The organism is Acidimicrobiales bacterium (assembly GCA_041394245.1).
GTDB lineage: Bacteria > Actinomycetota > Acidimicrobiia > Acidimicrobiales > Aldehydirespiratoraceae > JAJRXC01.
Genome location: JAWKIR010000002.1, coordinates 2176304 through 2195697 on the forward strand (window position 1 = coordinate 2176304; position 19394 = coordinate 2195697).

General features: G+C 69.0%; 15 protein-coding genes. 5 read left to right on the plus strand and 10 right to left on the minus strand.

The window, feature by feature from the left end:
• Nucleotides 1-39 precede the first annotated feature (39 nt).
• Nucleotides 40-1695: a thiol-activated cytolysin family protein gene (locus tag R2707_10855; GenBank protein ID MEZ5245588.1), complete on the plus strand. Its 1656-nt coding sequence runs from the start codon at nt 40-42 to the stop codon at nt 1693-1695.
• Here the strand turns inward: R2707_10855 and R2707_10860 are convergent.
• From R2707_10860 to R2707_10885, 6 genes are all read right to left on the minus strand, one after another.
• On the minus strand, nt 1689-2294 hold the full coding sequence (locus tag R2707_10860) for a hypothetical protein (protein ID MEZ5245589.1): 606 nt from the start codon (nt 2292-2294) through the stop codon (nt 1689-1691). The genes R2707_10855 and R2707_10860 overlap by 7 nt on opposite strands.
• Before the next feature lie 19 nt (nt 2295-2313).
• The gene (locus R2707_10865; GenBank protein MEZ5245590.1) at nt 2314-3603 is read right to left on the minus strand and encodes an aminotransferase class III-fold pyridoxal phosphate-dependent enzyme; all 1290 of its coding nucleotides are present in this window, start codon (nt 3601-3603) and stop codon (nt 2314-2316) included.
• Nucleotides 3604-3629: 26 nt separating this feature from the next.
• On the minus strand, nt 3630-4916 hold the full coding sequence (locus R2707_10870) for an aminotransferase class V-fold PLP-dependent enzyme (GenBank protein ID MEZ5245591.1): 1287 nt from the start codon (nt 4914-4916) through the stop codon (nt 3630-3632).
• Entirely contained in the window at nt 4913-6340 is a 1428-nt protein-coding gene (locus R2707_10875) for a pyridoxal-dependent decarboxylase (GenBank protein MEZ5245592.1), read from the minus strand. Before R2707_10875 ends, R2707_10870 begins: the two co-directional genes overlap by 4 nt.
• A 27-nt stretch (nt 6341-6367) precedes the next feature.
• A complete protein-coding gene (locus R2707_10880) occupies nt 6368-7705 on the minus strand; it encodes a cytochrome P450 (GenBank protein MEZ5245593.1) in 1338 nt (445 codons plus the stop codon).
• A gap of 65 nt (nt 7706-7770) precedes the next feature.
• Nucleotides 7771-8913 carry a citrate synthase gene (locus tag R2707_10885; protein MEZ5245594.1) on the minus strand — a complete coding sequence of 381 codons (1143 nt, stop codon included), beginning with the start codon at nt 8911-8913 and terminating at the stop codon, nt 7771-7773.
• A 103-nt stretch (nt 8914-9016) separates the two neighbouring features.
• Here R2707_10885 and R2707_10890 point away from each other — a divergent pair, with 103 nt between their 5' ends.
• Nucleotides 9017-10213: a citrate/2-methylcitrate synthase gene (locus tag R2707_10890; protein ID MEZ5245595.1), complete on the plus strand. Its 1197-nt coding sequence runs from the start codon at nt 9017-9019 to the stop codon at nt 10211-10213.
• A 6-nt stretch (nt 10214-10219) separates the two neighbouring features.
• On the opposite strand, the gene meaB is transcribed toward R2707_10890, so the two are convergent.
• On the minus strand, nt 10220-11212 hold the full coding sequence (gene meaB / locus R2707_10895; GenBank protein ID MEZ5245596.1) for a methylmalonyl Co-A mutase-associated GTPase MeaB: 993 nt from the start codon (nt 11210-11212) through the stop codon (nt 10220-10222).
• A 24-nt stretch (nt 11213-11236) separates the two neighbouring features.
• Between meaB and R2707_10900 the strand changes: the two genes are divergently transcribed.
• From R2707_10900 to R2707_10910, 3 genes are read left to right on the plus strand one after another with little or no spacing between them, the layout of a single operon-like run.
• A complete protein-coding gene (locus tag R2707_10900; protein MEZ5245597.1) occupies nt 11237-11704 on the plus strand; it encodes a nuclear transport factor 2 family protein in 468 nt (155 codons plus the stop codon).
• Between the two features lie 8 nt (nt 11705-11712).
• Nucleotides 11713-12006, plus strand: coding sequence for a Dabb family protein (locus tag R2707_10905; GenBank protein ID MEZ5245598.1), 294 nt, complete (start codon nt 11713-11715; stop codon nt 12004-12006).
• A gap of 25 nt (nt 12007-12031) precedes the next feature.
• Nucleotides 12032-14581 carry an amino acid permease gene (locus tag R2707_10910; protein MEZ5245599.1) on the plus strand — a complete coding sequence of 850 codons (2550 nt, stop codon included), beginning with the start codon at nt 12032-12034 and terminating at the stop codon, nt 14579-14581.
• Here the strand turns inward: R2707_10910 and R2707_10915 are convergent.
• Genes R2707_10915 through R2707_10925 form a run of 3 tightly spaced genes read right to left on the minus strand, consistent with a single transcriptional unit; the run spans nt 14562 to nt 19249 of the window.
• Nucleotides 14562-15311 carry a hypothetical protein gene (locus tag R2707_10915; protein ID MEZ5245600.1) on the minus strand — a complete coding sequence of 250 codons (750 nt, stop codon included), beginning with the start codon at nt 15309-15311 and terminating at the stop codon, nt 14562-14564. The two genes, R2707_10910 and R2707_10915, sit on opposite strands and share 20 nt — an antisense overlap.
• Nucleotides 15308-17428 (minus strand): methylmalonyl-CoA mutase, encoded by a 2121-nt coding sequence (gene scpA, locus R2707_10920; protein ID MEZ5245601.1) that lies wholly within the window; start codon nt 17426-17428, stop codon nt 15308-15310. The genes R2707_10915 and scpA overlap by 4 nt, the downstream gene beginning before the upstream one ends.
• 30 nt (nt 17429-17458) lie before the next feature.
• The gene (locus tag R2707_10925; GenBank protein MEZ5245602.1) at nt 17459-19249 is read right to left on the minus strand and encodes a methylmalonyl-CoA mutase family protein; all 1791 of its coding nucleotides are present in this window, start codon (nt 19247-19249) and stop codon (nt 17459-17461) included.
• Nucleotides 19250-19394: the final 145 nt, after the last annotated feature.

The following is a 19394-nucleotide window of genomic DNA, read 5'->3' on the forward strand; positions in this document are numbered from 1 at the left end:
ATCCACGCCACGCGCACCTCGGGAGGCCACCATGTCACGGTGATTCGCCCTGCCATCTCCCGCCACCGTCGACCGTCGGCACTGCTCGCCACGGCGATCTCCGTCGCCGTCGTCGCCTCGTCGTGTGGCTCCGACAGTGCCGGAGACCTCGTCGCGACGACCTCGACGGCTGCCGTCGTCGACACGACCACGACGATCGACACGACGACGACCGACACGACGACGACCATCGCGCCGGCCGCCGACCCGATCGTCGCCGCCACGCTTTCGGCCTATTCGAACTGGTCGACACCGACCCGTGCGTCGGTCGACGAGCGCGGCCTGACCACCGACGAGTGGGTCGACGTCGCCGACGACAGCACCAAGACCAGCGTCGCGTGTGCGCCGGCCGCGCTCCCCCAGCTCAGCCGGTCGTTCGACCAGTTCCCTGCGTTCGGGTTCTCCGGAACACTCGCGCCCGGCCTGGTCGTCGAGGGGGCAGGGGTCGAGCCCGGCGACCTTCGGGTCGTGCCGTTGGGGCGGGCCCCGCTGACCCTCGTGTCGAGCCTCGCCTCGGAGAATCCGACCGTCGTGGTCGACGATCCGGACTCGACCTCTCTCGCCGAAGCGGTGGCCCGGCTCAAGCGTGATGCCGACGCCCGCCTCACCGGCATCGACGTCGTCCCGAGCGACATCACCTACACCAGAACGGAAACCCACAGCTTCGAGCAGTCGTCACTCGAGATCGGGGTGTCCCTTCGCTACGACGGTCCGCTCCGTCAGGCCGGCCTCGACTCCTCGTTCAACCAGGAGTCACAGACCGAGAAGCACTCGATCGCCGTGCAGCTCATCCAGCCGATGTACACCATCCGGATGGCCGACGACGCCGTGCGGACCGCCGGCGACTTCTTCTCTGCCGACGTGACTCCGCTCGACGTCGAGGCGCTGGTCGACTCCGGCGAAGTCGGCCCCGACAACCCGCCCCTGGTGATCGACGAGGTCACCTACGGCCGCGTCATGTACTTCACGATGACGAGCACGAGCGCAACGAGCGCCCAGGACCTGATGATCGCCGTCGACGCGGCACAGGCCAAGTTCTCCGGCAGCGCCGAGCTGACCGAAGAGCAGCGTCAGACGCTCTCCACCAGCGACATCGCGATGCTCTCCTACGGCGGCGACCAGAGCCTGGCCCTCGGGGCGATCAAGAGCGGCGATCTCGGCCAGTTCTTCGGTCCGGCCAACACCACCACGGCCGCGCCGTTGTCGTTCTCGCTGCGCACCCTGGGCGGCCAGCTCGTGGAGGTCGCCGACACGGCCGACCTGCAGCAGTTGTTGTGCAGCCGCACGGAGATCCCCTACTCGTTCAACGTCTCGGTCTCGAACATCACCGGGCGGGTCCGCGTGCTCGTCAATGGCGCCGAGGTGCTCGATGCGGCGAACACGCCCGACAACCTGCTCACGCTCTTCACCAACGAGTTCCGGCCCGGAAGCGGCAGTGCCAACATCGACAGCAAGCTCCAGCCCGGGATCGACAATGTCGTCGAGGTGAAGTTCGATCGGCTCACCTGTGTCGACGCCCAGTTCAGCCTGCGCATCGACCGCGACGGCACCAACGTCATCAACAAGTCCTTGTCGCCACGATGCGCCTTCTTCTTCACGTGGGAGTACGGCATCGACACCACGACGGGTCGGATCACGGACAACAACGACTACTGAGGCCGACGGTCTCCGGGGCCGAGCCAACGGACCCCGGCCCACGAGCCGAGGAGGCCGCCCGTGCTCGAGAGCACGAGATCGCCGATCGTGTCGCCGTAGGTGAGGGAGAGTCCGTCGGCGCCGCCGATGCCGTCGGTGGACACCAACCACTCGAATGCCTCCCACCCGACGATGGCGAGGGCGCCGAAGCCGTAGCCGAGCAGGAGCGCATCGCGCCGGTCGCCGACGTTGCGGAACCGGAACGCGTGGAACGCGGCGACGAGGGCGATCCAGTTGACGAAGTGCAACACGTCGTCGGTCGACGCGGCGGCGTCGTAGATGCCCAGCAGGTTGCCGAGGGTGTCGAGCAGGAAGGGCAGCGCCAGCAGGGCGTCGGCGACATGCGGGTAGGGATCCCACTTCCGTCGACGGGCGATCAGCGGGACCAGGACGGCACTGGCGAGGAAGATGGGCGCCCGCGCCGGCATGGCCTTGCCGTCGAGATGGTCGAGCGGCACCAGCAACGCGATCGCGAACGCTCCGAACAACGCACACTTCACCGCGGCGTTCACGCGTGCTGCGGCCGGCGTCGGATCGAGAAGGCGAACGCCGGTGGTCATGACGCCGACGTCGCGATGCTCAGCCGCGGCCGGCGTCGTCGATGGCGGCGATGAGAGCGGCCGCTCCCTCGTCGAGCTCCGCCGCGGTCACGTTGAGCATCGGTGCGATCCGGATGACGTTGCCGTACAGGCCGCCCTTGCCGACGAGCACGCCGTGGCGACGGCAGCCCTCCAACACCGCAGCCGCTCGCACCGTGTCGGGCTGCAACGAGCCTTCGTGGACGAACTCGAGCGCCTGCATCAGCCCCTTGCCCCGGAGCTCGGCGATCCACGGAGTCGCCTCGACGACCGGCGTGAGGTGGGCCGCCAGCCGTTCGCCCATCGCGAGCGCGTTGGCCTGCATGCCCTCCTCCTCGACCGCTTCGAGGGTGGCCAGGGCCGCAGCGCAGGCGAGCGGGTTGCCGCCGAACGTGGAGAACGACGTGACCTCGATCGTGTCCATGATCTCGGCTCTGGCCACGACGCCGGCGAGGCCGACTCCGTTGCCGACCCCCTTGGCGAACGTGAGCATGTCGGGCACCACGCCGTGCGCCTCGTAGCCCCAGTAGTGCTCCCCCGTGCGGCCCCAACCGGTCTGCACCTCGTCGGAGATCAGGAGAATGCCGCGAGCGTCGAGTTCCTTCGCGAAGGCACCGAAGAACCCGTCGGGCGGTGCGGCGAACCCACCGACGCCCTGGATCGGCTCGGCGATCAGGCATGCCACCTGACCGGCCGTGACCATGTCGAGCACCTGGACCAGATCGTCGACGCACGCCTGGGTGAAGGCGGCGTCGTCCATCTCGCGAAACGGGCTCCGCAGCCGGTAGCCGCCCTGGATGAAGCTGACGTCGAGACCCGAGATCGAGGTCGACGACCACGAGCTGTGCGAGGTGACCGCCTGCGCGGTGAACGACCGACCGTGGTAGCTGTTGCGCATCGCCAGCACCTGATTGGACTTCCGAAAGGAGGTCGCCAACAGGAGCGCGGTGTCGTTGGCCTCGGTGCCCGACGCGGTGAAGAACACCCGCGCGTCGGGGATCCCCGACAGGGCCGTGATCTTCTCCGCCAACGCGATCATCGGCTCACTGAGGTACAGCGTGGACGTGTGCATCACCTTGGCGGCCTGCGCCTGCACGGCAGCGACCACCTTCGGGTGGGCATGGCCGATCATGGTCGTGAGAACGCCACCGAAGAAGTCGAGGTAGCGGTCGCCCTCACGAGTGAAGACGTAGCTCCCCTCCCCCCGATCGATCGAGATGGGTTCGGCATACATCGGCCGCACGAACGACGGAAGGCTGGCGCGATAGCGGGCGAAGAGATCGTCGGTCATCGCGCCGAACATTACGCCATCGGCGGTCAGGTCACTGCGGAACGGTCGTTGTCGAACTGCTCGTGAACGCCGGATTCGACGACACGCGCCAGTCGCTCGACCGCGGTGTGGACATCGAGGAACGAAGTGGTGAGCGGCGACAGGCCGAGCCGGATGTTGTCTGGGGCCCGGAAGTCGGGCACGACCCGGCCCACCTCGATCAGGGCGCGGGTGATCCGCCAGGCATCGGGGTGGGCGAGCGCGGCGTGGGCACCTCGACGACCCGGATCGGTCGGCGACGCCCAGGCGAACCCCAGCGGCGCGAGCCGCGATGACCAGAGTTCACCGGCCTGCGCAACGAGTGCTCGGCCCTTCGCCGCGATCCCTGGCATTCCCGCCTCGACCACCAGGTCGATGCCCGGCTCCGCGCCGGCCAAGGAGAGGATCGGCGCCGTGCCGACCTGGAACCGCCGGATACCGTCGGCCGGCTGATGGTCGAGGCCGAAGCCGAACGGCTCGGCATCGCCCCACCATCCGGCGATCGGGTTCCGGAGGCTGTCCTGCAGATCCTGTCGGACGTAGAGGAACGCCGGCGATCCCGGCCCCCCGTTGAGGAACTTGTAGGTGCACCCGACCGCCAGGTCGGCTCCGGCCCCACCGAGGTCGACCTCGATCGCCCCGACCGAGTGGCTCAGGTCCCACAGCACCAGCGCACCCGCCTCGTGGGCGGCGGCGGTGATGGCCGCCAGGTCGTAGGTGTAGCCCGACTTGAAGGCGGTGAGCGACAGCGAGACGAGGGCGGTGCGGGCGTCGAGCGCAGCGAGCAGACCGGCCACCGGACCGTCGATGCCGTCGGACGCCACGATCTCGAGCTTGCGACCCGATCGGGCGGCGAGGCCGGCCAGCACGTGCACGTCGGACGGGAAATTGAGATCGTCGGTGACGATGGTCGTGCGATCGGGTCGGGCGTCGAGCGCGGCACCCGCCAGCTTGTGGAGATTGGTGGTCGTCGACTCCGACACGATCACCTCGCCGGCCCTCGCGCCGATCAGTGGTGCGATCCGATCGCCGATCTCTGCCGCGAGATCCCACCACGTCTCGTTCCACGACCGGATCAGCCGGTCGCCCCACTCGGATCGCACCGCGTGATCGACACGAGCGCGCGCGGTCCGGGGCAGTCGACCGAGCGAGTTGCCGTCGAGATAGATCAGCCCGGGGTCGGACACCTCGAACCGCGACGCGAAGGAAGCCAGTGGGTCGGCCTCGTCGCGTCGCACCGCATCGGCGAACCCTGCGACCTCTGGGTAGGGGCCGAGCTCGATCTCGACGCTCACGTGGCGACCGCGTCCTGCAGCAGTTCGACGAGCCGCTCGAGGTGATGGCGCTCGGTCGACTCCACACCGACCGAGATCCGCACCATCCACCGGTCGTCGAGCATCGACGGTGACAGGAACGCTGCACCCGAGGTGTTGATCGCCCGCACCCACTCCAAGGTGTGGGCATCGAGGGCCTCGGCCCGTGACGGATCATCGAACCCGGGCGGCACGTGACGGACGCACACGGTCTGCAGCCGCACCGGAGCCACCACCTCCCATTCGGGCAGCTCGCGAAACCGCTCCGCCAACCAACGAGCGTTGTCGAGGTCGCGTCGCAAGCGCGTCCGGATCGCCTCGACCCCGTCGATGCGCAGCTGATACCAGAGCTTGAGCGCCCGGAAGCGGCGCCCGAGAGGGATGCCCCAGTCGCGGTACTGGGTCGCGTCGCCGCCGGCCGTCGAGCGCAGGTAGCTCGGGCTGGTCGACATCACCCGGATGAGATGGTCGGGATCCCGCAGGTACATCAGCGAGCAATCGAGGATCGTTCCCATCCACTTGTGGGGGTTCCACGAGAGCGAGTCGGCCCCTTCCAACCCGGCGAAGAGCGAACGCATCTCGGGCAACAGCAACGCCGAGCCGGCCATCGCCGCGTCGACGTGCACCCAGGCACCGTGCGGCGCCGCGGCCGACACGATCTCGCCGATCGGGTCGAAGGCGGTGGTGCCGGTCGATCCGGCCGATGCAACCACGACAGCGGGGCGCGAACCAGCGGCTCGATCGGCCGCCATCGCCGCGACGAGAGCATCGGGGAGCATGTCGTGCGTCCACGGATCGACGTCGACGAGGCGGATGTGGTCACCCCCGAAACCGGCGAGCAGCGCCGCCTTGCGAACCGACGAGTGCGCTTCGACCGTGGTGTAGACGCACAACGGTTCGGCGACGCCGGCAAGGCCGGTGGTGACCTGCGCATGATCGGTGACCCGCTCGCGGGCCGCCAGCATCGCAACGAGGCACGCACTCGACGCCGTGTCCTGGATGACCCCGTGCCAACCGTCGTCGAGACCGGTCAGCCGGCGGAGCCAGTCGACCACCACCTCCTCGACCTCGGTGAGCGCCGGCGACGACTCCCACGAGATGCCGAGCGAGGCCAGCCCCGACGACGCGAAGTCGCCGAGCACCGACGAAAGGCTCGCGTTCGACGGGAACCACCCGAAATGCATCGGGTGCTGGACCTCGGTGATGCCGGGAGCCACGATCTCGTGAAGATCGCGCAGGACCTCGTCGGCACCCACGGGCTGATCGGGCGGGTCGGCGGGGAGCCGAGCGACGATGTCACCGGGTTCCACATCGGGTCGCACGGGGCGCGACTCGACATCGGCCCGCCGGTCGGCGATCCAGTCGACCAGTTCGTGCGCCGCAGCGCGGAACTCGTCGGGTGTCATGTGCGTGCCCCGGACATGGGGCGGACGCTAGCCCTCGCGCTCGACCGCGCCGCCGTAGCCGTCGGTACCCGACGCGCCGGCCGCCGAACCGAGCCGATCGAGCGGCATGGTGTTGGTCGACGGGCTCGGGGTGAACTCGACCGGCATGCTCTTGACGCCACCGATGAAGTTCGACCGGAGGTACGCGACATCACCGGCGAGGTGGATGTCGGGAAGACGCTCGGCGATGCCCTTGAACATCAGCCGGATCTCCATCTTCGCGAGATTCGAGCCCAGGCAGAAGTGGGGGCCGCCGCCGCCGAAACCGACATGGTCGTTGGGGCTCCGCGTGATGTCGAACGTCCACGGGTCGTCGAAGGCACGGGGATCGCGATTGGCGGCGATGTGCCACATCACGACCTTGTCGTCCTCCTTGATCTTCACCCCGCCGATCTCGTAGTCACGCATGGCCTGACGGCGGAAGTTGAGCACCGGCGTGGCCCAGCGCACGACCTCGTCGACCATCGTGTCGGCGTACTTGTCGGGGTCGCTCTTGTAGAGCTCCCACTGGTCGGGGAACTCGAAGAACCCGTGCATCCCCCGGGTGATCGAGTTGCGGGTGGTCTCGTTGCCGGCCACGCACAGCAGCAGGAAGAACATGTCGAACTCGACCTCGTCGAGCGCTTCCCCGTCGACATCGGCCGACAGCAGGGTGGTGATGATGTCGTCGGCGGGCTTGCCGCGACGCTCCGTCTGCAAGGCGTTGGAGTAGGCGAAGAGCTCGGCGAACGCGGCCATCACGAATTCTTCGCTCTTCGCGAAGTCGGGGTCGTCGGCGCCGATCATCGAGTTCGTCCAGTCGAAGATCTTCTTGCGATCCTCGAAGGGGATGCCGACCATCTCGGCGATGGCCTGCAGCGGCAGCTCGGCGGACAGCTCGGTGACGAACTCGGCCGAACCGCGCTCGCACACCCGGTCGATGATCATCTGGGTTCGGTTGTGGAGGTAGTCCTCGAGCAGATTGATCATCCGCGGGGTGAAGCCGCGGCTGACGATCCGCCGGTAGCGGGTGTGCTTCGGCGGATCCATCGACAGCATCAGCGAGTCGTTCTGGAAGTCGTCCATCACGTCGGCGCGGGCCCGCTCCTGCATCTGGGTCCCGCCCTTGTTGGACGAGAAGATGTCGGCCTGGCGATTGATCTCCTTCAGGTGCTCGAGCCGGGTGATGGCCCAGAACCCCGGGCCCATGTCGCCCTCGTCGATCCAGTGGATGCCCGGGTCGGTCTCGCGCAACTGTTCGAGCATCGCGTGATGTTCCTGACGCTGGAACGCGTCCATGTCCCAGAGATCGATTCCCTCGAAACCTGTGTTCTCAACCGCGGTCATGCAAACCACTCCTCAGAAGTCTTCCCTGGAAGGTAACCCTAGGTCGCCGGAGACGGGCGGGGAAGTCAGGCCGAAACGCCGACCTCTGGCGCAGGCCCGATGTAGCGGGCGCTCGGGCGCACGATCTTGCCCACGCCGTGCTGCTCGATCACGTGCGCGGACCACCCGATCGAGCGACTGACCGAGAACGTCGGCGTGAACATCGCCCGGGGAAGGCCGGCGAGCTCCAACACGACCGACGCCCAGAACTCCACATTCGTGACGATGCGCTGATCGGGCTTCCACTCGGCGAGAACGCCGAGGATCTCCTCTTCGATGCCTGCGGCGCGAGTGACCAGCTCGCCGCCGAGTCGTTCGGCCGCTTCGCGCAGCACGACGCCGCGGGGGTCCTCGGCCCGATAGACCGCGTGTCCGAATCCCATGATCTTCCCCCCGGCGTCGAGCTCGGCACGGACCCAGTCCGCGGCGCACTCGGGAGTGCCGATCTCGTCGATCATCTGGATGCAACGACTCGGTGCCCCACCGTGCAACGGACCGGTCAACGCGCCGACTGCGGCGACGAGCGCCCCGGCCATGTCCGCACCGGTGCTCGCGACCACGCGACCCGTGAAGGTCGAGGCGTTGAAGCCGTGATCGACCGTTGCGACGAGGTACTGCTCGACGGCCCGGGCCGCCGCGGGGTCGGGCCGTCGACCGGTCGCCATCCGGAGGTAGTCGGCAGCGTGCCCGCTCGTCGGGTCGGGCTCGACGGGCGCATCACCCTGGCGCACCCGATGGTGCCGGGCGAGAATCGTCGGCACGACGGCGACGAGTCGGCGGGCATCGTCGTGGATCTCCTCGATCGAGCGGTCCAGCATCGAGCCGCGGCCCTCATGGTCGCCGAGCGCCAGCAGCCCGACCCGCAACGTCACCATCGGGTCGCCGACCCGTTCGGCGGTGGCATCGACCAGCTCCCCCACGACGGTCGGGAGGCCGCGATGCGCGCCGGCCTCCACGACGGGGGCTGCCGGCGGCAGCGCACCGCGCAGTTGCAGGGTCCACACCTCTTCGAGCGTGTTGTTGCGGGCCAGCTCGGCGGCGTCGTACTGGCGGTAGTGGAAGAAGCCCTCCTGGCCACGGACATCGCCCAGCTCGGTGTCGGCGACGGCCAGACCCTTGAGACCGGGCGGTGCGATGAGTTGTTCGGCATTCTCGGGTGACGTGTGCATGCCTCCACGTTGCGGCATCCTCGATACATTGACAACATTGATTGCATCAACATTGATTGCATCAACATTCACGGCACCACCACATGCGCGAGGGCGACATCACATGAGTGAAAACGACCGGATCGGTGCGGCCGAGGCGGCCGCGCGTCTGGGGGTGAAGCGCGAGACCATCTACGCCTATGTGAGCCGAGGCCTCCTGCACTCCCAACGCCATCTCGACGGCAAGTCCTCCACGTTCGACCCGGCCGAGATCGACCGCTTCCGACGCCGCAAGGCCGACGACCGCCCCGGTCGTCTCGAAGTCCCGATCGCGTCGGGGGTCACCGAGGTCACCGACGGCCGGGTCGAGTACCGCGGCCATCCGTTGGCGGCGCTGGTCGAGGCCAGCCACTCCTACGAAACCGTTGCCGAACTACTGTGGAACGGGACCGTCGCACCGGCCGACGCGTGGACCTCGCACCGCACCGTCGAGGCCGCGGTACGGCGGGCGGGCAAGGCATTGCCGCGCCACGCGACACCGACCGACCGCATGATGGCCGGGGTTGTCGCCGCCGGCGCCGCCGATCCCTTCCGTGACGACCGCTCCACGCAGGGAGCCACCCGCACCGCCCGACAACTCATCCGGGCGATCGTCGACTCGCTGCCGACCCGCACCGACGCCGACGTCGATGCCGACCGGATCGCCGAGCGGCTCTGGGTCCGGCTCACCGCCACGGCCCCGCACCACTGGCCGCTTCTCGAAACAGCGCTCGTCGTCCTGGCCGACCACGGCATGGCCACGTCGACGCTCGCGGCGCGGCTCGCGGCTTCCACGCGCGCCGCGCCGCACGCCGTGCTCCTGGCCGGGCTCGGTCCGCTCGCCGGTCCGCTCCACGGCGCGGCGAGCCGAACCGTCCATCTGATGTTCGAGGATGCGGCGAACCACGGAGCCGAGGCCGCGATCGCCGAGGTCATGCGGCGCGATGGCAAGGTCCCCGGCATCGGCCATTTCATCCACCGGACCTGCGATCCCCGCCACGACATCTTGTTCGACGTGCTCGCCGACCATCCCGTCGACGACGCACGGATGGACGTCGTCGCCTCGGTGATCGCCCTCACCAGCGACCGCATCCCGGCGGCACCCAACGTCGACCTGGCCCTCGGAGCGATGACCTATGTCGCCGCCATGGGACCCGATGCCGGCGAGGTGATCTTCGCCATCGCCCGCACCGCGGGCTGGGTCGCCCACGCGCTCGAGGAGTACGACGAGGCGCCGATCCGCTTTCGCCCGGTCGGGCGCTACATCGCCGCGCGCGCCTGAAACCGGTCAGTCGGCCAGGAGGATCTCGACCGCCATCGACGGGGTCATGTCGCCGGCCAGCACGGCGGCCTCCACGACCCGGCGGCGCTCGACGATGTCGGGATCGGCCTCGAACCGGGCGACCAGCTGGTCGACGAGCATCGCGTTCATCCATTCGAGCTGCTGGGCGCGGCGCCGGGCGGCGCGCTCCCCGGACGCTTCGAGCTTGCGGCGGTGCAACTCGATCTGTTCCCAGATCTCGTCGAGCCCCTCGCCCGTGAGGCCCGAGCAGGTGAGGACCGGTGGAGTCCAGTTCTCGCTGGCCGGCTGGAGGAGATGCAGGGCACGGCGATAGTCCCCGGCGGCCAACGCAGCCCGCTGGGCGTTGTCGCCGTCGGCCTTGTTGACGGCGAGCAGGTCGGCGAGCTCGAGCACGCCCTTCTTGATGCCCTGGAGCTCGTCACCGGCACCGGAGAGCATCAGTACGACGAAGATGTCGACCATGCCGTGCACGACCGTCTCGGACTGCCCGACCCCGACCGTCTCCACGATCACGATGTCGTGACCGGCCGCCTCGAGCACGAGCATCGACTCGCGGGTCGCCCGGGCCACGCCGCCCAGCGTTCCCGCCGACGGCGACGGTCGGATGAACGCCCGATCGTCGACGGCGAGCCGGGACATCCGGGTCTTGTCGCCGAGAATCGATCCGCCGGTACGCGAACTCGAGGGATCGACCGCGAGCACTGCGACCTTGTGATCGGCCGCGGTCAGCGATGTGCCGAGTGACTCGATGAAGGTCGACTTCCCGACGCCGGGGACACCCGTGATGCCGACCCGGTCGGCGTTGCCGGTGTGCGGGAGCAGGGTCGCCAGGAGCGCACCGGCGCGGGCCCGGTGGTCGGCTCGAGTCGACTCGACGAGCGTGATCGCCCGCCCGATCGCGGTGCGGTCGCCGGCCAACACTCCCGCGGCGAGCGCCTCGTCGTCGTCGGGATCGGCCCCGAGCATTTCCGCTGACATCGCCGCCGACGTTACCTTCTGGCCATGGCCCATGAACGAGCAGAGATCGAAGCAACGATTCAGCGCTACCTGGATCTGCGCCGAGCGGCGATCGCCGGCGAGATCCCCTGGAGCGACCTCAAGGAGGTCTTCACCGACGACGCCGTGTTCGTCGATTCGGTGTGGGGCCGACACGAGGGCGTCGACGCGCTCGTGGAGTTCCTCGACAACTCGATGGCCGGCCTCGACACCTGGGACTTCCCCCACTTCTGGGAGGCGATCGACGGCGATCGTGTGTTCCTGCGGTGGAGCAACCGGCTTCCCGGCGAACTGGCCGACGGCTCCCCGATCGACAACTTCGGGATGTCGTACCTGGAGTACGCCGGGAACGGGAAGTTCTCCTACGAGGAGGACATGTACTCCGAGAGCCACCTCCGGCTGACGATGAAGCAGTCGACCTGGGTGCCGAGTGCGGACATGGTGGCACCGCCGGCCGATCGCGACTGGGTCTAGCGACGCCGATGATCCGCCACACGGTCCTTCTCACGTTCGACGGCAGCGACGACGCGCAGATCCGACGGGTCATCGACGAACTCCGCGAACTGCCCTCACTCATCCCCGAGATCCAGGCCTACACGGTCGGACGCGACCTCGGGCTCACCGAGGGGACGGCGACGGTCGTCGTGTCGGGTGACTTCGCGACCGTCGCCGACTACCAGACCTACTCGGGTCATCCCGAGCACGTCCGGGTCCTCGATGACCACATCCGCCCCCACGTCACTGCACTCACGCGGGCCCAGATCGAGCTGCCCTGATCGAGGTGCTCGGCGAGGCCGGCTCATGAACACGCCACGACCGAGGTCGAACAGCGCCCCCTCGGCGGGGACGCTCGGTACGTTCGGTGGGGTCTTCACGCCCAGCCTGCTCACGATCCTGGGCCTCGTACTCTTCCTGCGGCTCGGCTATGTCGTCGGCAACGTCGGTCTCATCGGGTCGCTGCTGATCCTCGTCATGGCGACCTCGGTCTCCGTGCTCACGTCGATCTCGCTCGCCGCGATGGCGACCAACATGAAGGTCCGGGGCGGGGGCGTCTACTTCCTGATCTCCCGAACCCTCGGGCCCGCCTTCGGCGGCGCGATCGGGATCGTGCTCTACGGGGCAATGTCGGTGTCGGTCGCCTTCTACGCGATCGGTTTCGGCGAAGCCGTGGCATCCATGATCGGAGAGGACCCGGCCGACTGGGCCCAGCCGATCGCCGCCCTGACGGTGCTGGCGCTCCTCGGTCTCGGGTGGCTCGGCGCCGACATCGCCACCCGCCTCCAGTACGTGGTGATGGTGCTGCTCGTCCTCGCACTCGGTAGCTACTTCCTCGGCATCGTCCCCGACATCGACGCCGCGCAGATCGGCGACAACGCGTCGGCACCCGTCGGCGCCGACGACTTCTGGCTCGTGTTCGCGATCTTCTTCCCGGCGATCACCGGCTTCACCCAGGGAGTGGCGATGTCGGGCGATCTCCGCAACGCCGGCCGCAGCATCGCGGTGGGCACCTTCGCCGCCGTGGGTCTGTCGACGCTCGTCTATCTGCTGGTCATCATCACGCTGGCCGGTCGGTTCGACACCGCCGACCTGCGCACCGATCCCAACGTGATGAAGAACGCGTCGGCGATCAGTTGGATGATCGACGCCGGGGTGATCGCGGCGACCCTGTCGTCGGCGATCGCCTCGATCCTCGGCGCCCCGCGGACCCTGCAGCGACTGGCCAACGACAAGCTCATCCCGCGCCTCGAGCTCTTCGGTCAGGGTGCCGGCGCCCAGGACAATCCCCGCCGGGCGACCACGCTCACTGCGTGCATCGCCCTGATCACGATCGCGGCGGGCGACCTCAACGTCGTGGCCCCGATCATCTCGATGTTCTTCCTCGTCTCCTACGGCCTCATCAACTACGCCACGTTCTACGAGGCTCGGGCGGCGAGCACGTCGTTTCGTCCTCGCTTCCGGTTGTTCGATGCCCGACTGAGCCTGCTCGGGACGATCGTCTGTGCCGGCGTGATCGTCGCGATCGACCCACTCGCCGGGCTGGTGGCCGGACTGCTGCTCGCCGCGATCTTCGCAGGGCTGCAGCGCACCGCACGCGCCGCCCGGTGGTCCGACAGCTCGCGGGCCCACTACGCCACCGAGGCCCGGCGCCACCTCCGGGCGGCAGCCGCCCAACCGAGCGACGGCCGTGACTGGCGACCGTGTTCGCTGGTGTTCGTACCCCGCGACGCGACTCGCCGTACCCGGCTGATCATCATGGCCGAATGGCTCGAGGGCGGGGTCGGTTACACGACTGCGATTCGAATGGTGGAGGGATCCGGTGCCCGGGTACGCCAGCACGCGGCGATGATCGAGCGTGAGCTCCAGCGGGAGATCAGCACCCGCCATCCGGGTGTGTTCGGTCGCGTCGTCGCCGCTCCCGATCTGGGAAGTGCCACCGCCGCAGCCGTCCAGATGCACGGGTTCGGCGATCTCCGCACGAACCTCGCCGTCCATGGCTGGGCCGATCTCGAGGCCCGACTCGCGCTCGACGGCGCGCCACAACGCGAGGCGCTGTTGCAGAGCACGCGACTCGGCGCCAACGTCGTGATCGCGGCCTGCGAGACGAACGCCTGGAAACAGCTCGGCAGTGTCCCCTCCGATCAGCGGTCGATCGCCGTGCTGTGGACCGACGACCACTCGGGTTCGATCATGACGCTGCTCGCGTGGCTGACCACCCGACACCCCGACTGGACCGGCGCGTCGTTGAAGGTGCTCGTTCCCGACTCTCCCGGAGAAGCCGACCGCATCCGCATCCTGCTCGACGAGGCCCGTATCGACTGTTCGATCGAACGAACCGCCGAGGATCTCGGTGCCGGGCTCCGAGCACTCGAGGCGGCCCATCTGGCGTTCGTCCCCCTTCGTCTCCGGCAGGGCCACCCCCTCGGTCCGGCCGACACCGAGGTCACCGAGCTCGTCGGTCGACTCGGGGCAACCTTCCTCGTCCATGTCGCCGAGGACGTCGAGCTGATCTCCGAACCCGACGAAGGGATCGTCGCCCAGCTCGCCGAGGCCCGCGACCGCGCTGCTGCCGCCACGAGACGGGCGGCCGACCTCGACGCCGAGGCCGCGCGCCTGCTGGTCGAAGCAGAGGCGATGCGGATGTCGGCCGACCGGTCGGCCGACGGGCAGACGAAGTCGGCTGAGGTCGCGGCGCTGGAGGCCGTGGAGACGGCTGCGATCGCGGCACGGCGCCAATACGCCGACGCGCTGACCCGAGCGCGTGAGGCGACCGCCCGCGTCGCGGAACTCGAGGGGGCCACCCGGTCGATCGATGCCGCGCTGTGGCGCAGCGTCAGCGAGGCCGACGACTGAGCAGGTGCCGGCGCGAGCCGGCGACGGCGACGCCACCCACCATGACGAACCCGATCGCGAGAGCGACCAGGACCCCGGCACCGAAACCGGTGACGGCCAATTGCCCGTCGTTCGTCTCCTGCGTGCCGAGGACCTGGGTGGCGACGGTGGTCGGCGGAACCGTCGACGACGCAGACGGCGCGGAGAGTTCGATCGTGGTCGTGGTGGCCGGTGAGACGGAGGTGGTCGTGGTGGACCCCGTCACCGTCTCGTCGAAGCGCACGGGAGCGGACACGGCGCCCTGCGCAGAATCGAAGCTCCACGTGTTGAACACGACGACACAGTCGGCGATCGCACAGTCGGTGCCGTCACCGGTCCACCGGGGAAGCGCCACCGATGTCGACACGACCGCGATGGGCCGGGGCTGCACGGCGAGCGGGCAGCCGGTGGCGAGGATCCGTGAAGCGAGGTCCATGTCGCCGTCGTGGAAGCACACGAGGCCGGTGCAGACGTTGCGGAGCGACACGAGGTCGGTGGCGTCGGCCCCGACCGTCGGTGCCGCATCGGCCGGGCAGAGGGCCAATGTCGCGTAGTCGGAGCCCGTGGTGGTGGCCGACACATCGACCGTCTGGCCGTCGAGCAGGTCGACGGCGGGAGTGACGGTGATGTCGTCGGTCTGGGCCGACACCGGAGCCACCGAGGCGACGACGAGCATCGCCGCTCCCATGACCAGCGCCGCCGGCCGTCTCACAGCAGATCCAGCAACTCGAGTGCTGCGTCGGCGATGACGGTGCCGGGCGGGTAGACGGCGACCGCTCCCATGTCGAGCAGGGTGGGAACGTCGTCGGGCGGGATCACACCGCCGACCGTGATCTTGATGTCGCCGCGCCCGAGCTTCGCCAACTCGTCGCGCAACTCCGGTACGAGCGTCAGGTGACCGGCGGCGAGCGACGACGCGCCGACCACGTGGACGTCGGCCTCGACCGCCTGACGGGCGACTTCGGCCGGGGTCTGGAACAGCGGTCCGATGTCGACATCGAAGCCGAGGTCGGCGAACGCGGTGGCGATCACCTTCTGGCCTCGGTCGTGGCCGTCCTGGCCCATCTTGGCGATGAGAATGCGCGGGCGACGACCGTTCGCCTCGGCGAACGCATCGACCTTGTCGCGCACGGCGGTCACGGAATCGGCGTCGGCTCCCACTTCGCTTCGGTACACCCCTTCGATCGTTCGAATCGTCGCGACGTGACGACCGTAGACCTTCTCGAGCGCGTCGCTGATCTCGCCCACGCTGGCCTTCTCGCGAGCGGCATCGATCGCGAGGGCGAGCAGGTTGCCCGTGCCATTGGCCGCGGCCTCGGTCAGCGCGGCGAGCGCGGACTCGACGGCGTCGTTGTCGCGTTCGGCCCGGAGCTGTTCGAGCTTGGCGATCTGGGCCGCACGGACCTCGGCGTTCTCGATCTTGAGGACGTCGATGTCCTCGTTCTCGTCGAGGCGGTACTTGTTGACGCCGATCACCGCCTGGCGACCGGAGTCGATCCGCGCCTGCGTGCGCGCCGCAGCCTCCTCGATGCGCAGCTTCGGGATGCCGGCCTCGATGGCCGCAGCCATGCCACCCATCGCCTCCACCTCGGAGATGTGGTCCCAGGCCTTCTTGGCGAGTTCGTTGGTCAGCCGCTCGACGTGGCGGCTGCCGCCCCACGGATCGACCGTGCGGGTGGTGCCACTCTCCTGTTGCAGGAAGAGCTGGGTGTTGCGAGCGATGCGCGCCGAGAAGTCGGTCGGGAGCGCCAGGGCTTCGTCGAGCGCATTGGTGTGGAGCGACTGCGTGTGGCCCTGGGTGGCGGCCATGGCTTCGATGCAGGTGCGGGCGACGTTGTTGTAGACGTCCTGCGCGGTCAGCGACCAGCCGCTGGTCTGGCTGTGGGTCCGCAACGACAGCGACTTGGGGTTCTGCGGGTCGAACTGCTTCATCAGCTTCGACCACAGCAGGCGGGCGGCGCGCAGCTTCGCCACCTCCATGAAGAAGTCCATGCCGATCGCCCAGAAGAAGCTGAGGCGGGGGGCGAACGCGTCGACGTCGAGGCCGGCCTCGATCCCGGCCCTGACGTATTCGACACCGTCGGCGAGTGTGTAGGCGAGCTCGAGGTCGGCGGTCGCGCCGGCCTCCTGCATGTGGTAGCCGGAGATCGAGATCGAGTTGAACTTCGGCATCTCCTCGCTGGTGAAGGCGAAGATGTCGGAGATGATCCGCATGCTCGGGGTGGGCGGATAGATGTAGGTGTTGCGGACCATGAACTCCTTGAGGATGTCGTTCTGGATGGTCCCGGCCAGCTGTGCGGGCTTGACGCCCTGTTCCTCGGCGGCGACGACATAGAGCGCGAGCACCGGTAGTACCGCGCCGTTCATGGTCATCGACACACTCATCTCGTCGAGCGGGATGCCGTCGAAGAGCTGGCGCATGTCGAGGATCGAATCGATCGCCACGCCGGCCATGCCGACATCGCCCGACACCCGGGGATTGTCGGAGTCGTAGCCGCGGTGGGTGGCGAGGTCGAACGCGACCGACAGACCCTTCTGCCCGGCCGCGAGGTTGCGCCGGTAGAACGCGTTGGACGCCTCGGCCGTCGAGAACCCGGCGTATTGGCGGATCGTCCACGGCTGGTTGACGTACATCGTCGGGTACGGGCCCCGAAGAAACGGCGGCAACCCGGGGAGCGTCTCGAGGAAGTCGAGGTCGGCGATGTCGTCCGCGGTCGTGACCGCAGGGATGTCGATGCCTTCAGGGGTCTCGTTGACGACGTCGCTCGTGGTGGCGGCCGACACCGGCTCGCCCAGGTCGATCGTCGTGAAGTCCGGGATCACGCTCATCTCCCCACGGTACCCGCGCGCACCCGGAGGTCAGATTCCGAGGTCGGCGTGGAGCCGCGTCAGCGCGTCGAGCACGTCGACGCCGACGTGCCAGAACTCGTCGACCCCCGCAGCCAGGAGTTCGTCGCGGAGATCTCCGGGCGCCCCGGCCAGCACCACCTTGGCGCCCGCCTCCTTGAGCGCGGTCGCAGTCGCCGCGGCCCGCTCGGCGTAGACCCCGTCGGAGGAGCAGATCACGGCGACGGACGCGCCGGTTTCGGAGAAGCGCGCCTCGGCCTCGATCGGCGATGCCGATCCGTCGGTGTCGCCACCGACGGCCGCAACCCCGCCGACGGCGAGGAAGTTGGTGATCCATGTCGATCTGGCGGTGTGGGTCGCGAGCGGCCCGAGGGCGGCGAGATGCACGGACGGGCGGCTGCCGGTGGCGGCGAGGGCACGGTCGGCCGCGTCGCGCAGCGCCTCGAAGGGCGCCGCCATCCGGCGGACCGGGAACCCGGAAGCGGCGGGACGGGCCGATCTCACGACCGGTGTCTCGTCGATGTCGGGGAACTCCGACACGCCGGTGATCGGCGCACGACGCGTACCGATCTCGGCGAGACGGCGATTCCAGGCGGCCTCGAGATCGTCGGCGATCGAGCCATCGGCGAGCGCAGCCTCGATGCCCCCCTTGGCCTCGATTCCCTGGAAGACCCCCCAGGCCGCGGCTGCGAGCCGGTCGGTCAGCGACTCGACGAACCACGAACCGGCGGCCGGGTCGACCACCGTGGCGAGGTGTGACTCCTCGATGAGGAGGAGCTGGGTGTTGCGGGCGATCCGCCGCGAGAACGCATCGGGCACACCGAGCGCATCGTCGAACGGGAGCACGGTGATCGCGTCGGCGCCGCCCACCCCGGCGGCCAGCGACGCGGTGGTCGCCCGGAGCATGTTCACCCAGGGGTCGCGCCGGCTGTACATGGCACGGCTGGTCACGGCCTGGATCGAGTGGGCCCACGATTCCGCAGGCACACCACAGGCATCGAGCACCCTGCCCCACAGGCGACGGGCGGCCCGCAGCGAGGCGATGGTCATGAACTGGTCGGCGCCGGCACTCATCCGGAAGCCGATGGTGGTCGCCGCCGCCCCGGGGTCGGTTCCGATCCGTTCGAACGCACGCAGGTACGCGACGGCCGTCGCGATGGCCCAGCCCAGTTCCTCCGCTTCGGTCGCACCCGCATCGGCGTAGCGCGTGGAGTCGACCGTGATCGTGCGGCCCCGCGGCAGCGTCGGCGCGAGCTCGGCCGCGGCGGCGACACACTCCTCGACGGAGCCCTCCTCACCGCGGGCGACGCCGCCGATCGGGTCGAGGCCGAGCCAACTTCCGGTGGTCGCCGCATGGCCGCGCTCGACGACGAGCGCATGGAGGGCCCGGGCCGACTCGACGTCGGCGTGAGGGGCCAACACGATCGGGGCGAGGTCGAGCAACACCCCGTCGGTGGCCGCCCGGATGGCGTCGAGCGACCATCCACCGGCGGGTGCGGTCAGCTCGATCGACGTCACGCCCCGCTCGAGTTCGGCGATCACCGCCGTTGCGACATCGGGGTCGCCGCCGTCGTGCACCTGGCGCACGTCCCACCCACGCTCGATGCGTTCGGGATCGACCGGCACCGACCGGGCACTCGTGCCGTCGAATTCCGTGTAGAGCGGTTGGATGTCGAGCCCGTCGCGCGTGGCGCCGACCAGGACCCGATCGAACGGCTTGCCGCGCAACACCTTCTCCACGGCCGACAGCCACTCGTCGCGATCCGCGGTCGGGAACTCGGCCCCCAGGCTCAACTCAGTCATGCCCCGACGGTACCGGCGGCACCGACCCACCGTCGATATGGATGGCGGGCGGCAATCGATGTGGCGTTTGGCACAACCACCGGCACTGGCGCTATCGTCCGCGTCGGCCGATCGATCGGTCCAGAGTTCGTCCCGTGGAGGGGTC

What these genes read in the sequence shown, in the direction of transcription:
- R2707_10860 (MEZ5245589.1), bottom strand. Translation starts at nt 2,294, where the DNA reads ATGACCACCGGCGTTCGCCTTCTCGATCCGACGCCGGCCGCAGCACGC.
- R2707_10865 (MEZ5245590.1), bottom strand. Translation starts at nt 3,603, where the DNA reads ATGACCGACGATCTCTTCGCCCGCTATCGCGCCAGCCTTCCGTCGTTC.
- R2707_10875 (MEZ5245592.1), bottom strand. Translation starts at nt 6,340, where the DNA reads ATGACACCCGACGAGTTCCGCGCTGCGGCGCACGAACTGGTCGACTGG.
- R2707_10880 (MEZ5245593.1), bottom strand. Translation starts at nt 7,705, where the DNA reads ATGACCGCGGTTGAGAACACAGGTTTCGAGGGAATCGATCTCTGGGAC.
- R2707_10885 (MEZ5245594.1), bottom strand. Translation starts at nt 8,913, where the DNA reads ATGCACACGTCACCCGAGAATGCCGAACAACTCATCGCACCGCCCGGT.
- R2707_10890 (MEZ5245595.1), top strand. Translation starts at nt 9,017, where the DNA reads ATGAGTGAAAACGACCGGATCGGTGCGGCCGAGGCGGCCGCGCGTCTG.
- meaB (MEZ5245596.1), bottom strand. Translation starts at nt 11,212, where the DNA reads ATGTCAGCGGAAATGCTCGGGGCCGATCCCGACGACGACGAGGCGCTC.
- R2707_10900 (MEZ5245597.1), top strand. Translation starts at nt 11,237, where the DNA reads ATGGCCCATGAACGAGCAGAGATCGAAGCAACGATTCAGCGCTACCTG.
- R2707_10905 (MEZ5245598.1), top strand. Translation starts at nt 11,713, where the DNA reads ATGATCCGCCACACGGTCCTTCTCACGTTCGACGGCAGCGACGACGCG.
- R2707_10910 (MEZ5245599.1), top strand. Translation starts at nt 12,032, where the DNA reads ATGAACACGCCACGACCGAGGTCGAACAGCGCCCCCTCGGCGGGGACG.
- scpA (MEZ5245601.1), bottom strand. Translation starts at nt 17,428, where the DNA reads ATGAGCGTGATCCCGGACTTCACGACGATCGACCTGGGCGAGCCGGTG.
- R2707_10925 (MEZ5245602.1), bottom strand. Translation starts at nt 19,249, where the DNA reads ATGACTGAGTTGAGCCTGGGGGCCGAGTTCCCGACCGCGGATCGCGAC.